Source organism: Paenibacillus sp. N119s, from assembly GCF_059447605.1.
Window position 1 is genome coordinate 1 of the sequence record NZ_JCAJRU010000154.1, and the last position, 12,500, is coordinate 12,500.

Genomic DNA, 12,500 nt, shown 5'->3' on the forward strand with positions numbered 1-12,500 from the left:
TCGCCGTACTGGCCGTTGATGATAAAGGCATTAGCACAGTAGCGGATATCGGGGACTCCAGCAAGCTTCGTCTGGGCGAGACGGTCATTGCGATTGGCAACCCGCTCGGATTGGGAGACACGCTGACCTCCGGTATTGTGAGCTATACGAATCGCATCATCCCCATTTCCATCAATCAGGACGGTGTATATGACTGGGAGCAGCATGTGATCCAGACCGATGCGGCGATTAATGAAGGAAACAGCGGCGGCGCGCTGGTCGATCTGGACGGACGTGTGATTGGCATCAATACGATGAAAATCGCCGATACAGGTGTGGAAGGATTGGGTTTCGCCATTCCTGCCAATGAGGTAATGAAGACGGTGAATGAACTGGTTGAGGATGGCAAGATCACCCGCCCTTATCTGGGAGTGTACACCGTAGATCTCAATAATGAATATGCACCGCTCGATGAAACTCAGCGCAAGGAACTCAAGCTGCCTGACAGTGTAAAAAATGGTGCCGTTGTTCTGGAGGCTCATGGTCCTGCCAAGGAGAGTGGCTTGAAGCTGAACGATGTGATTACAGCGTTTGACAGTGAACCGATTAACTCTACGCTTGATTTGCGTCGCTACCTGTACGATAACAAGAAGATTGGCGATGAGCTGAAAGTGACCTTTTACCGGGCCGGCAAGGAAGAGTCGGTGACGTTAAAATTAACAGATAAGCCGGAAGGCTAAAGTTGAATGGTATACTTAACTATAAAAAAGGCGCTCTCCGGCTCATTTCCGGGAACGCCTTTTTTTGATTTCTGCTGTGCCTTAGATTAAAATGCTGTTCCCGTCACACGGGTTCCACTCTTGGTAATCTTGTATGTCACTACATCTCCGCTCCAGAAGTGGAACTTCAACGTGACCTCACCGTCCTTCACACTGTTGCAGAATTCAGGCAGCAGCTTGATGCCATGGGTATCATAGGCAGGGGCAAACGTATTGCCAAACTCTTTATAAGGTGTCCAGTCCTGTGGACCGGCATTGCCACCATTCGCATATACGGCTTCCATCGTCGCAAGCTGGCTACCACGGAAGTCTGTTGGAATGGTAAAGGCTTGCGTAGTCCCTTCGACAGCACTTAATTTTGGTGTATCATACACGATGACTCTAAAATTCCAATCTGCCCCCTTAGTAAACTTGGCGGTCATTACAGCATTCTCGCCATATTTACCAGAGGTAATTAGACTGGTGAGCAAGCTGGCTTTGAAGATTAATGTGTCTCCACTCAGCGTGTAGTCGGTGTCCTGTTTCAGTTGCTTACTACCGGCATGAAGTGACTTCAACTGGTTGCCATTCAGGTTTAAAGTGACCTGGGTATCCTGAACAGGAGAGCCTTTCTTCAAGTGAATGAGATCACTAGAGAAGGAATGATCGAACCGAAGCCGTCTGCTGACATGTTGGAGAAATATTCCCATTTTCGTGGAGATCTGAACGTCAGTAATTTTCTCATTTTTAAGACCCAACGTCAGGGATAGCGGGCAAGCCCTTTCCTTTCTGCGTCAAGTGTGGTAGAACAAAAGAAGGCAGTTTTGACACACCTACAACAGGAAGAGCTTCAAACGGAAAGGGATGCAACGGAATGTACGTGGTATGTAAAGAGCATGTGGAACTGGCAATTGATATGTTCGTCGATGAATACGAGGATGCACCGGATGTCGTCGATCTCAAAGAAACGAAATTTTCGGATTGGGACCCTCCAGTGAAGTGCAAGGAATGTGAGAATAAAGCAGAATTTTTGGTCGTCTAAACAACAAGCACGGGCGTTTCGGGGAGAAACGTCCTTTTTGTATTTATCCCCACCACGTACTGAGACAGGAGTGAACGATGGATGGACCCTTTGCTGCATTCACTGTTTCGTCCGCTTCAAGTCAATGGAAGTGATCGCTCTACATATTATATTGAACATAACCCGTCTGCTGCGCTGAGAGCTTACGTAGCCTGTTATTGGGAGTCTGGCCCGGCTACTAGAGAAATCCCTGGAGGGGATATGACAGTATCGGGTAGAGACACAGCTTCATTAGGCTGGCTGGAGGAAGTAGAGGCAGTGAACCGGGTATTACCCGATGGTTGTACGGATATTCTATTAGAATACGACCCGGTGAGTAAGCGTCAGGAACTCTCATACTGCGGGACGTTTACACATCCGTTCGTGTCTACCAGACAAGCAGGGTCCGGAACACGTATTTTTGCAGTGCGATTTTTCCCCGGTGGAGCACATTATTTTCATGGGATGCCGACTCATTTGTTTACAGGCAGTAATTATTGCTTGGAAGAGATATGGCCTGAAAATGTCGAGATCATAGGTGAGCGTATTTCGGAGGCACGAGACTTTAATGAACGGGTGCGCATAATGGATCAGTATCTCAACCAACTTCTACTAAGTCGTAGGACAAGCGATTGTGACCTGATGAAAAACCTGCTGCATCGCATCTTTATGAGCGGTGGGAGTGTGGGGGTTAAGGAACTGGCGGAGCGTGAGGCGATCAGTGAAAGACAGCTCAACCGTAAATTTGGGCAATGGATTGGGATTAGCCCCAAGAAGTTCAGTGAAGTCGTCCGCTTCCAGAGCGTTTTGCACAGTATTCAGAGTGATGGTTCTGTCGATTGGACGGGGTTGGCATTAAAGCACAGCTTTTTTGACCAAGCGCATCTGATCCGTGATTTTCGCAGATTTTATGGAGCTTCCCCGCTTACAGCGGCTAAGGAATTTCGGAGGTTGTCCGATTTTTACAATACACGTTCGGAGCCCACGGCTATACTCGAAATATGAGGAAATAGGCAAAGGAGAGATGAGAATATGAGTGGAACACTGCAAGTTCGCGATCATCTGCTGAATGAGCTGGAGACCGGGGTACGGACGGGGGAAGCCTTGATTCGCAAAATACGTCCAGAGGATTGGGGCTTTCGCCCACAGGACAATTTCCGCTCGCTGCTGGAGTTAGTACACCATTTTGTGCTTATTCCGGCTTCGGATCTTGCGATTATGCAGGAAAAGTCCGAGACAGAAGTGGGGAGCGTTGAAAATAGCCTGTCCGGGGTGGAAGATCCTGAGCGCTTGGCTGAGACTTTCAGGCAGAATTTTGAGGCTTATAAGGCTTACATTCTTTCGCTAAGCGAAGACGATTATCTGTATCGTTCGACGAAGGCCTTTTATATGGAGCATGGGCATCTGCAGGTTCAGTGGCAGATTGAGACCGTGACCCATGTGTTCCATCACCGCTCGCAGATCTATAATTATCTGAAGCAACTGGGGCATGAAGTGAGCTTTTTTATGTTGTATGCGTGAGTTCTTATATAAAAGGTTTGGAGGGCACCTGTGTGTGCTCTTTTTTTGGTTTTATTCAAGGCTTTTTAGGGTAGAATGACTTAGTCGAACGCGCGTGAAACTTCTTTACTAACACGTCTGAGAATGCCGATTTGTTCTTCATTTAATCTGCTGGTGAGCGCAACAAACTCATCTATCGCCTCTTGCCGAATCATTTCGTCTGTAGTCATATGTTCTTCGGAAAACATCAACTCACTGATAGACACGTTTAAGGCGGTTAGCACTTTCTCCAAGGTATCAATCGAAAAGTTTCTTTCGCCACGCTCTAGTGATCCGATATATGCATCATCTAATCCTGAAAGCTCCGCAAGTTGTTGCTGTGTTAATCCCTTAGCCTTCCGAATTGCTCTAATTCTTTCTCCAACCGAATTCCGTAATTTTGTCATATTAAGCACCTCATAACAAGCTTATGGAAGATAAAGTGTGAAAGTCAGGTAGAAGGGAATAGTTCAATTCTTTTTTTGTTGTAACTCAACTAATCCAACAATATTTTTAGTTATAGTAGTAAGAATTTCGAGTTCTGTTGTTTCTCTTGAATTTATGAGTAACATAAGTTCATTTATGATTTGTTTTCGATCCGTAGTTTCATCGAATTGAAAAAGTTCAAAGGCTGGGACTTTTAGCGCTAAAACAATCTTTTCCAACGTCTCCAATGAAATATTTCGATCCCCACGCTCTACTCCGCCAATATAACTGTAATGAAGCCCTGCGGCTTCTGCCAGTTGTTCCTGTGTCCATCCTTTAGCCTTTCTTAGCTCTCGTATCCGGTTTCCGACACTTTCTGGTAAACTCATGTGATCACCTCCACTTAAGGTTAGAAGAGGAGAGAATATCGTTACAGACCATCTTGTGCAAAATAAAAACATATGAAATTGTACTCTTAAGTACTATTTATATTGACCTTCTTTTTCGATTTCTATACAATTGGCTGTAAATGGGAATATAAGGAGAGACTACTCTTGGAAACTTCCATCCTGAAATCACTCAAACCGGACATCCTTGTTGAAATGTTGGAGATGGCTGTGACTTTTGAAAATTGGAAAAAGGTGATGGAGACGGCGGATATTTTGTACCAATGCGTCCAGCGTATCTACGAAGAACGGCAGTATCATAAAGCAATGAAATTACCCGTCCCGTATGTGAATTTAGAACGTCCGTTGGTATATTATTTTGGGCTCAGTCACCTGATGTGCGGAATGGCTCACCAGCATCAGGGTGCATATGAGCAGGCAAGGGAGTGCATCTATAAGTATGCTGAGTTAGGGTGGATGGAGGATTTAGAGGAAGAGGACAATCAGGTTGTTGAGGAATTCAGGTTTCTAGCCAAAACTAATTTATATGCAGTGGATATTTTGTCTGGAAATATAGAGCTGGTCGAGGAATATGTAGCCTTTTTGCAGGATAATCTAGAGGAAATATTACCGGGACTGAATACCATATTACAGGCAGCGCTTAGGTATCATTTGGATGTGGCGGATATTTTACATACGTTTGCTGAGCAGATTGATGAATTTGAGAGTTATGAAGACGCAGAGAACATATCTTACTATTATAGCTACTGCTATCATTTGGCTTTGTACTATCGGAAGTACGGCAGATTACAGGATGCAGTGGGACTTACTGTGCGGGCGATGCAACTAGCTGATCAGTCGGATAATGATCGTAATTGCAAGAAATGTATAGCATTGTTCGAATCATTACGGGAGTCAGCGACAGCGGAGCAAATCAGCGAATATCGACAGATGCTAATGCAGTGTCTTGATGAATACGAAACGGATAGGCATTTCATTGTGAAGAGTGTAAATGAATGATCCGCTATAACCTGAACAGGGGATAGGCTCGTAACGGCGAGGAAATAGATAGGTAAGAGGCGTTTCAGGTGCTAAAATAGCTATGTTACAGATATGTTTTTAAGTTAAGGATCGTAAATACGAGTTTACATTATTATTCGACATAGATAGGGGTATGGAATTTGTTTATTCAGCTTATAGGTGTGGGGAAGTTAAAAGAGAAATATTTGGTCATGGGTATTCAGGAATACGCTAAACGGCTGGGACCATACATCAAGTTCCAAATGATCGAAGTAGCCGATGAAAAGGCTCCTGACACACTGAGCGAGGCGGAGGTTCGGCAGGTCAAGGAGCGAGAGGGAGAGCGCATTCTTGCTCACGTGAAAAGTGAAGCACATGTGATTGTGCTCGCCATCGACGGCAAACTGTGGAGCTCGGAAGAACTTGCGGAGGAATTGGACAAGCTCGGCACCTACGGCACAAGTCATGTTGTCTTCGTCATCGGCGGCAGTCATGGTCTCTCTGACGAAGTTCTCCGCCGCGCCCAGCAGAAGCTGAGCTTCGGAAGAATGACCTTGCCACATCAGCTGATGCGATTGGTACTGGTGGAACAGATTTATCGGGCGGTGAAGATTAATCGGGGGGAACCGTATCATAAATAAGGGCAAGTTTTTGTGAAGGTATTAAGAACGGTTTGTAATCCAAAATAAAAATTAGCTGTTAACGAAAGGAAAAACGCGCTATGGCGCGTTTTCTTCCTTAAACAGTCTCCAAAATGGTTTAAACTGATTTTTTATATACATCTGCAAAAACCTTTGCAAAGTCTCCAATCTTGACTTTGCCGAGGTGGTAGTCGGTGGCACGGAGGCTGGCGTAGAATTCGTCGGCGTTTTCACCCGCGCGGTACAATTGGGCGAAGCCGTTGGCGGTATTTTCATGGAAGCCGATTTTCTTCATATTTTCAGCGAGAGCTTCGACGGGAATTTGTTGGAATTTGGCTTCGATATCATTTTCAGCAAGAGCATTTAGCCAGTCGTTGCTTGTGGCCCAATCGCTTACTACGAATTTCGTGCTTTTTCCCGCTGGGGTGTGAGAAATGAGAGCGTAAGCGACGTCCGCGATATCAACTGGGCTGACCCACCCTTGTGGGATGTCGGCTGAAATTGGACTGAAGAGGATTCGCTGGGCTTTGAGGCTTTGCATGTCGGCAAAAAGATTGCTGTAAAAGCCGACAGGGCGGATATGAACAACGTTCACGCCTTCGAGCGAGTTGAGCGCGTCTTCTGCAAAATGATAGCTGTAAAGGATGCCGGCGTTGGGGTTGTCAGCGCCGACTGAGCTGAGGTTGATGACGTTTTTCACGCCTGAGTTTAGAACGGCAGTCTTGTAATCTTCAGAAAGCTCGATGGCGGTCTGCCACATATCCGTGCCAGTGGCAAAATTGATGCCAGAAATCATGAGGTAAACGACGTCGCTGCCTGTGAAAGCCTTGGTGAGGAAGTCGACGTCACGGTTTGAGCCGACAGCAGCCTTGGCGCCGAGCGCCTCGATGTCGGCGATCCGATCTTTGGAGCTTGTGATGACGGTGACATCGTGACCATCTGCGATGAGGCGTGGAAGGTAGACACGATTGATATTGCCGAGTGAGCCGAGAACTGTGATTTTCATTGTGTTCTCTCCTTCTTTTTGATAAAGTGATGTCAGTGACTGACATTGGAGATCATTATGCGCTTGCTGAATACTGTTGTCAAGAAAAAATGTCAGTTACTGACCTTTTTAATAAATTATAAAAAATTACAAAAATAGGAATGGTAAAATGAATAGTAAAGAGAAACTGCAGGCGGCGGCCACGAAATTATTTATGGAAAAAGGCTATGAAAATACGACGGTGCAAGAGATTGCAAGCCTTGTAGGTGTGACGGAGAGAACCTTTTTCCGGCAATTCAAGGACAAGTCTGACGTGCTTTTTGACACAAGAAATGAGATGGGGCAGCAAGTCGCGGCTTTTATCACGGACCATTTTGACGTCGAGCAAAAGCCGCTGAAGCTTGCGGTTGATGGCTTTGCATCGGTTTTTAGTTTTTTTGATGGCGAGCGGGAGAGGGTGCTGGCGCGGAATCAAATTATTCAAAGTAACCCTGATTTGCAGGAGCGTGAGCTGCTAAAAAGCCAGGCGCTGATTGAGTCTGTCACAAACGTCTTGTCTGTCAAATATGATAGCGAGCTGTCAGAGCTTGCCGCACGATTTGCGGTTGAAATTTTTCACATGGCTTTTATCAAATGGATTGAAAGTGCCGAGAAAGGCTTTGTGGAGCAGGTGCTCGCAGTTTATGAGGTGTATCAAAAACTCTGTCAGTACTGACAGAGTTTTTGATTATTGCGGCGCCGAAAGTCAGGTGACAAGAACATTGCCCAAATGAAGTCCTCATATCGAAGGCTTTTTTAATTATCGGATCAAATTCTTGTCATGTCCGCCGTGCAGCTCGATAACCCCGAGGAATAAGAGAGACAAAAAACTTGCCGTTACAGAAAGTGCGGAGAACCCTATCACAAATGATGCAATTTCGCTTCACACTCGACCTCACACTGTGACGGAGTAGGTTGGTGTGAACTTGGTGAATAAATGGCAGAAAATATGGCTAGCCATAGCCAACCATATTTTTAAAAGCATTTTTTGATTTTAGACACAATCAGGTTTCCCTTTAAAACGAACCTAAATCCCTTCTAGGATCTCTTCCGTTGTGCGAATCCGGCCAATCCTCGGAAAGATAACGTCCCGTACATGCTCATGTTCGGCCTTGGTGAACCCGGTCATGGCGTCAATTGCAAAAATAAGTTGATAGCCGTGCTGAAATGCCTCTCTTGCGGTTGTATCGACTCCGATACCTGAGGATATACCGCATAAAACGATCGTATCAATATTTCGGCGGCGCAGCTGCAGATCAAGGTCTGTTCCATGGAAAGCTCCCCATTGTTTTTTGGAGATGATATGGTCTGTCTCGGTCACTCCGAGCTCGGGAACAAATTCATCCCAGCCCTCTATCAGGTTCAGCCTAGGTACCGTGGTATCGAGCTTGGGAGAAGGTATATCCTTGAAGTCTTTACTGGATACGTGTACAAGATTCACAAAGGCCCCCTTGTTACGAAAAAGATTGGCCAGCTTAGCTGAATTTGCAATGACCATCTCGGCAGAATAAGGAGCATACTGACTGCTAATCCATTTTTGGAGGTCAATGACGACCAGAGAAGTCTTGTTCCAATCCAATAACGGTGCTCGTTCCTCACTCTTCAAATGATTGCCATTTAGTTGATTCATATAGAATCTCCTCCTAACCTTATCTTGTAAAAAAATGATGACTACATCAGTATATAATCGATGATATAGAATAACGAGAGAGGGAATTAACCTAGGAGCGTTACTCCCAGAATACAAAGAAATACTGGAGGGATGAGATGAAATGCAGGAGGAACGCGAAAAGACCGGAGAATTAGCTGAATTTCTCCGTACCCGACGGGCCCGTCTGACTCCGGAGCAGGTAGGTTTGCCTTCCGGTGAAAGACGGCGGACACCTGGTCTTAGAAGGACAGAGGTTGCCATACTCGCTGGTATCAGTGTGGATTGGTATACATGGCTGGAGCAGGGTAGAGACATTCAGGTATCCATCCAGGTGCTTGATAGCTTGTCCCGTGCGCTGCGAATGAACGACATTGAGCGAAAACATCTCTTCTTGCTCGCTACAGGACACTTACCCCCGAGTAATCAAGCGCCACAGAACAAGGTAAGCCGGCTACTGCAGGATTTTTTGGACAGACAGGGGGAAAGCCCTGCCTTTGTGGTAAATTCAAGGTGGGATGTTGTAGCCTGGAACCAGGCCGCAATTCTTGTTTTTGGAGATTACGAAGCAATGTCGGCAAGAGACAGAAATTCGATTTGGCGCCTATTCACTACGAATAATGCGAAGCGGATGCTGGGTGACAGTTGGGAAGCGAACGCCAAACATCGGTTAGCCCAGTTTCGGGCCAACTATGCAAATACAGTCGGGGATCCTTGGTGGGGAGAGTTTATTGAGGACCTCCACCAGCAAAGTAAGGAGTTTCGGGAATGGTGGCCGTTGCATCAAGTTATAAATGTGCCGGAAGGTGAAAAGCTGCTTAATCATCCTGTTGTCGGTTCCCTTCGTTTTGGTCATCTTTCCTTCCAGGCTATGGACTCCGTTGACCTCCAGGTTACAGTTAATATTCCTTTGGATACCCCAACAATTGAAAGAATGAGAAAACTTCTCTCTGCGGTTAATCGATAATTCAGCATTTGCCACGTCCGTTGAAGTTATTCCATTTTGGCAGGTGACCTTTCTTTAGCGGGATGGAATAATGAACGAACATCGTGATGTTAGTATGATTCCAATTTGTAAAAAAATTCAAGTGGGTGAGTTGGGGATATGGCTAAAATCGTCAGCGCATGGACCTAGCCAAACGTAACGGTCGTCTCATCGTTCGGATTAATGACTCACAGGATTGCTCTAAAGTGGTTGTTTAAGCGAGACACTGTAAAGAGACCCTTTTTATTTGCCGTTAGACCCGATACGGTGAACCGTATCACAAGTAAATGAGTTTCTTTAGGCTTCGACAAAGAGTTTGTGAACTAGAACTCGAGGGACAGTTCCATTGACAAGTAGCTCACATTACCACTGACACTCAACTAATGGGCTAAGGTTCAGTGAAATGGCTGTTTAATATCGTTTTCTATTTACTTAGCCAGAGTAACACATCCGCTTAGCCTAAAATATGATGAGTCTAGAAATCAAATGAGGTGAGCAAATGGCAGTCATAAAATCCAGGAAACAGGATATCGATATGTTGGCAAGGTTGCTTCGAGCTGAGGCTGAGGCCGAAGGCGAAATGGGCATGCTCCTTGTTGGAGCTGTTGGTATTAACCGAATAAGAGCGAATTGTTCCGATTTTAAAGGAATCCGGACAATTCCCGAAATGATTAACCAGCCGCATGCGTTCGAAGCGCTACAACATGGTATGTACTATCAAAGAGCAAGAGATAGAGAACGCCGTCTGGCACAACGGGTTGTGAATGGGGAACGGAATTGGCCAGCCAAATACTCGCTATGGTACTTCCGCCCAGGATCGTATGAAAACCCCGGACCATGTCCGCCAACTTGGTATAATCAGCCGTTTGTAGGTCGATGGAAGAAACATTGTTTTTATGAACCGACTGCGATTGAATGCGAAAATGTATATAGTACGTTTTAAAATCTGCATGATTGCATCAGATCAAGTTTTATTGCGGCGGGATTCGTGCATGACTTTGTAGGTAAGAAATCTCCCCCCGCCTCTGCCAACCTTACTAAAAACGAACATAACATACTTAGTTGGTGGATTTTCAGTAACAGTTTGGTTTAGTTAGAAAAAAGACAGTTAGGGCACATTGAGTAGCCTTAACTGTCCTTTTATTCATGACTCCAAGCAGATTGCAGAAATCGTTAGAAATGACGCCAGCCGCTGTTGACAGCGCCTTGCAAAGAGCTTCGAAAATAATATTATGGAATGGTTTGAAGGTAAAAAAATTTAAAAATACCGTAATCAGCCCTTGCGTAGCCTGAAATTTCAAATCTCTATGTTTGTCTCCAAAAACTCAAGATATTTTGGGTCGTCTTCCATAAAAATATCAATACCGGCGCCCATGTAAGCCCGGGTTAACTCGTCAGCCGCCTTTTCAAAGTTTTCCTGTTCATAATATAACTGCCCCAGCCGAAGGTGAATATACGGATTACCCAACCCCTTCGGACACTGTACGGCATTAAAAAAGCACTTGAAGGCCTTATCGTAATTCTTCATACGATAGTGGACATCCCCAATAGCTACATATATCCAGGTAGCGGCCTCCCATTCTTGATGATTTTCAGGCAATAAACGGAGGGCGGCAATATAATTTTGCTTGGCGGCATCAAGATCGCCTGCCTTCACTAAGTCATCGCCTTGTTTACATAGAGCCCTAATTGTGGAATAAGTGGAATCTGAGAGCTGCAAAGCGATCTCTCCTGTTCTATTCGATTGGATTAAGGAATTTTAGCCAATAATCGTTTGTTGGTTTTCATCAAAAATGGTGGCGTCTGGTATTGCCGATTAAATAGCCTATCGCCCAAATGATATGATCTGTAAATTCTTCTCCATGATCAGGTGGGAATACGAAGCAAATGCGCTCGGCACAGTCTTTGACTTTAGGCATTCATATGAAGAGTCTACCAAATTTTTAAGCCTATTCATAGATTGAAAGCGCGTTCTAGTTTATGTGAGTACTATTTTCAAAGGGGCCATGCGTGGCATGTAGTATTTTAAATGGCTTAATATGGTTTAGAAGAAAGGATGATAGAGATGCCAAATGATAATCAACAGCTTCACAAGGAATCAATTAAGTACCTAACGACTGCCCCTCTTCGCGAGAATGATCCTAAGTTTATATGCGCAATAAGTGATGTAGCCTATGAATTTTTAACAACAGATGAAGTAGGTTTGATAGTACAGCTGTATTTTAAAATGAAGAATATTGCCCTGCGAAATAAGATTCTGTATGGTTTAATCCGGTGCAGGAATTTGGAACTGAAGGATTTCTTTCAGAAAGCCTATAAAAAAGAACGATATTTGGATATGAGGCTGCTCGCGATCCATGGATTAGCACAGTATGCCTCAGAAGAAGAGATCGAAAAGGTCATGCAGCATTTCCTTAAGATCTTGATAAAGAGACCAGAGACTACCCCCTATAACTACCAAGAATATGAGTTCTTAAGATCTGCCTTTGGATTGCCTCTACTAATTAAAAAATACGGATATCCCTGTTTTGAAAAAACACTTCAACAAGTCGAGAAACAGTATCAGGATATGCCAGAAGCATTTAGGGGGCATTTTACCCTTGATGAAAACGGCAAGGCAGTTCAATTGAGAAGTCCAAGCGAAACGAAGCAAATGATTGAACGCTTTTTCGCATCCCAGCACCGTTACTAATCAGCCGGACAAGGAGGTAATTCGTTAACACTCATCACAGTCAGATACCCCCCAATCTTCTCCGATTTTAACTGGAGTGTTCCTACCCACGCTCCCAATTTCTATGCTTTAATAAAATGAGCAGTATCAACAAGAAGCGTTGAAAGTGGGATTCTATGAAGCGACTAACGATTGGCCTGTTCGCCCATGTGGATGCAGGTAAGACAACTTTTGCGGAACAGCTGCTGTACCATACGAACAGTATCCGGTCCCGGGGGCGGGTGGATCATCAGGATGCATTTCTGGACAGCCACGACATCGAGCGGGCAAGAGGTATTACGGTGTTCGCAGATCAGGCGGTAA

16 protein-coding genes and 2 pseudogenes are annotated in these 12,500 nt (G+C 45.0%); 12 read left to right on the forward strand and 6 right to left on the reverse strand.

Annotation, left to right across the window (positions count from 1 at the left end; translation table 11 throughout):
* A partial coding sequence (locus AC5V8P_RS16990) for a S1C family serine protease (protein WP_495473737.1) occupies positions 1-719 on the forward strand: 719 nt, incomplete at its 5' end.
* 86 nt (positions 720-805) lie between these two features.
* On the opposite strand, the pseudogene AC5V8P_RS16995 reads toward AC5V8P_RS16990, so the two are convergent.
* Positions 806-1,393, reverse strand: a pseudogene (locus AC5V8P_RS16995) (X2-like carbohydrate binding domain-containing protein); the annotation flags it as partial.
* Here AC5V8P_RS16995 and AC5V8P_RS17000 point away from each other — a divergent pair.
* The 4 genes and pseudogenes from AC5V8P_RS17000 to AC5V8P_RS17015 form a co-directional block, all read left to right on the forward strand.
* Positions 1,394-1,507: pseudogene (locus AC5V8P_RS17000) on the forward strand (SAM-dependent methyltransferase); the annotation flags it as partial.
* Between the two features lie 104 nt (positions 1,508-1,611).
* Complete coding sequence (locus AC5V8P_RS17005; RefSeq protein ID WP_007433184.1) at positions 1,612-1,779, forward strand: CxxH/CxxC protein; 168 nt, start codon at positions 1,612-1,614, stop codon at positions 1,777-1,779.
* Between the two features lie 81 nt (positions 1,780-1,860).
* The gene (locus tag AC5V8P_RS17010; protein ID WP_064797519.1) at positions 1,861-2,802 is read left to right on the forward strand and encodes an AraC family transcriptional regulator; all 942 of its coding nucleotides are present in this window, start codon (positions 1,861-1,863) and stop codon (positions 2,800-2,802) included.
* Between the two features lie 27 nt (positions 2,803-2,829).
* Positions 2,830-3,318, forward strand: coding sequence for a DinB family protein (locus AC5V8P_RS17015; protein ID WP_064797520.1), 489 nt, complete (start codon positions 2,830-2,832; stop codon positions 3,316-3,318).
* Positions 3,319-3,398: 80 nt separating this feature from the next.
* On the opposite strand, the gene AC5V8P_RS17020 is transcribed toward AC5V8P_RS17015, so the two are convergent.
* Positions 3,399-3,743, reverse strand: coding sequence for a helix-turn-helix domain-containing protein (locus AC5V8P_RS17020; RefSeq protein WP_064797521.1), 345 nt, complete (start codon positions 3,741-3,743; stop codon positions 3,399-3,401).
* A 63-nt stretch (positions 3,744-3,806) separates the two neighbouring features.
* The gene (locus AC5V8P_RS17025; protein WP_064797522.1) at positions 3,807-4,151 is read right to left on the reverse strand and encodes a helix-turn-helix domain-containing protein; all 345 of its coding nucleotides are present in this window, start codon (positions 4,149-4,151) and stop codon (positions 3,807-3,809) included.
* A gap of 165 nt (positions 4,152-4,316) precedes the next feature.
* Here AC5V8P_RS17025 and AC5V8P_RS17030 point away from each other — a divergent pair, with 165 nt between their 5' ends.
* Together AC5V8P_RS17030 and rlmH are read left to right on the forward strand one after the other, a co-directional pair.
* Positions 4,317-5,168 carry a hypothetical protein gene (locus AC5V8P_RS17030; protein ID WP_064797523.1) on the forward strand — a complete coding sequence of 284 codons (852 nt, stop codon included), beginning with the start codon at positions 4,317-4,319 and terminating at the stop codon, positions 5,166-5,168.
* A 161-nt stretch (positions 5,169-5,329) separates the two neighbouring features.
* Positions 5,330-5,809, forward strand: coding sequence for a 23S rRNA (pseudouridine(1915)-N(3))-methyltransferase RlmH (gene rlmH, locus AC5V8P_RS17035; RefSeq protein WP_013312768.1), 480 nt, complete (start codon positions 5,330-5,332; stop codon positions 5,807-5,809).
* A gap of 118 nt (positions 5,810-5,927) precedes the next feature.
* Here the strand turns inward: rlmH and AC5V8P_RS17040 are convergent, their stop codons facing one another.
* Positions 5,928-6,815, reverse strand: a complete 888-nt coding sequence (locus tag AC5V8P_RS17040) for an NAD(P)H-binding protein (protein ID WP_064797524.1) — start codon at positions 6,813-6,815, stop codon at positions 5,928-5,930.
* 148 nt (positions 6,816-6,963) lie between these two features.
* Here AC5V8P_RS17040 and AC5V8P_RS17045 point away from each other — a divergent pair, with 148 nt between their 5' ends.
* Positions 6,964-7,509, forward strand: coding sequence for a TetR/AcrR family transcriptional regulator (locus AC5V8P_RS17045; protein WP_064797525.1), 546 nt, complete (start codon positions 6,964-6,966; stop codon positions 7,507-7,509).
* A gap of 351 nt (positions 7,510-7,860) precedes the next feature.
* Here AC5V8P_RS17045 and AC5V8P_RS17050 read toward each other — a convergent pair whose 3' ends face one another.
* A complete protein-coding gene (locus AC5V8P_RS17050; protein ID WP_064797526.1) occupies positions 7,861-8,463 on the reverse strand; it encodes an isochorismatase family protein in 603 nt (200 codons plus the stop codon).
* Positions 8,464-8,605: 142 nt separating this feature from the next.
* Here AC5V8P_RS17050 and AC5V8P_RS17055 point away from each other — a divergent pair, with 142 nt between their 5' ends.
* Positions 8,606-9,448: a helix-turn-helix transcriptional regulator gene (locus AC5V8P_RS17055; protein ID WP_064797527.1), complete on the forward strand. Its 843-nt coding sequence runs from the start codon at positions 8,606-8,608 to the stop codon at positions 9,446-9,448.
* 517 nt (positions 9,449-9,965) lie between these two features.
* Entirely contained in the window at positions 9,966-10,409 is a 444-nt protein-coding gene (locus AC5V8P_RS17060; RefSeq protein ID WP_064797528.1) for a cell wall hydrolase, read from the forward strand.
* A gap of 354 nt (positions 10,410-10,763) precedes the next feature.
* Here the strand turns inward: AC5V8P_RS17060 and AC5V8P_RS17065 are convergent, their stop codons facing one another.
* Positions 10,764-11,186 (reverse strand): tetratricopeptide repeat protein, encoded by a 423-nt coding sequence (locus tag AC5V8P_RS17065; protein WP_064797530.1) that lies wholly within the window; start codon positions 11,184-11,186, stop codon positions 10,764-10,766.
* Between the two features lie 345 nt (positions 11,187-11,531).
* On the opposite strand from AC5V8P_RS17065, the gene AC5V8P_RS17070 reads away from it, so the two are divergent.
* Both AC5V8P_RS17070 and AC5V8P_RS17075 read left to right on the forward strand, forming a co-directional pair.
* On the forward strand, positions 11,532-12,158 hold the full coding sequence (locus AC5V8P_RS17070) for a hypothetical protein (protein ID WP_231116918.1): 627 nt from the start codon (positions 11,532-11,534) through the stop codon (positions 12,156-12,158).
* 155 nt (positions 12,159-12,313) lie between these two features.
* The coding region (locus tag AC5V8P_RS17075) for a GTP-binding protein (RefSeq protein WP_495426890.1) at positions 12,314-12,500 on the forward strand (187 nt) is incomplete at its 3' end.

What these genes read in the sequence shown, in the direction of transcription:
- AC5V8P_RS17005 (WP_007433184.1), top strand. Translation starts at nt 1,612, where the DNA reads ATGTACGTGGTATGTAAAGAGCATGTGGAACTGGCAATTGATATGTTC.
- AC5V8P_RS17010 (WP_064797519.1), top strand. Translation starts at nt 1,861, where the DNA reads ATGGACCCTTTGCTGCATTCACTGTTTCGTCCGCTTCAAGTCAATGGA.
- AC5V8P_RS17015 (WP_064797520.1), top strand. Translation starts at nt 2,830, where the DNA reads ATGAGTGGAACACTGCAAGTTCGCGATCATCTGCTGAATGAGCTGGAG.
- AC5V8P_RS17020 (WP_064797521.1), bottom strand. Translation starts at nt 3,743, where the DNA reads ATGACAAAATTACGGAATTCGGTTGGAGAAAGAATTAGAGCAATTCGG.
- AC5V8P_RS17025 (WP_064797522.1), bottom strand. Translation starts at nt 4,151, where the DNA reads ATGAGTTTACCAGAAAGTGTCGGAAACCGGATACGAGAGCTAAGAAAG.
- AC5V8P_RS17040 (WP_064797524.1), bottom strand. Translation starts at nt 6,815, where the DNA reads ATGAAAATCACAGTTCTCGGCTCACTCGGCAATATCAATCGTGTCTAC.
- AC5V8P_RS17045 (WP_064797525.1), top strand. Translation starts at nt 6,964, where the DNA reads ATGAATAGTAAAGAGAAACTGCAGGCGGCGGCCACGAAATTATTTATG.
- AC5V8P_RS17050 (WP_064797526.1), bottom strand. Translation starts at nt 8,463, where the DNA reads ATGAATCAACTAAATGGCAATCATTTGAAGAGTGAGGAACGAGCACCG.
- AC5V8P_RS17055 (WP_064797527.1), top strand. Translation starts at nt 8,606, where the DNA reads ATGCAGGAGGAACGCGAAAAGACCGGAGAATTAGCTGAATTTCTCCGT.
- AC5V8P_RS17060 (WP_064797528.1), top strand. Translation starts at nt 9,966, where the DNA reads ATGGCAGTCATAAAATCCAGGAAACAGGATATCGATATGTTGGCAAGG.
- AC5V8P_RS17070 (WP_231116918.1), top strand. Translation starts at nt 11,532, where the DNA reads ATGCCAAATGATAATCAACAGCTTCACAAGGAATCAATTAAGTACCTA.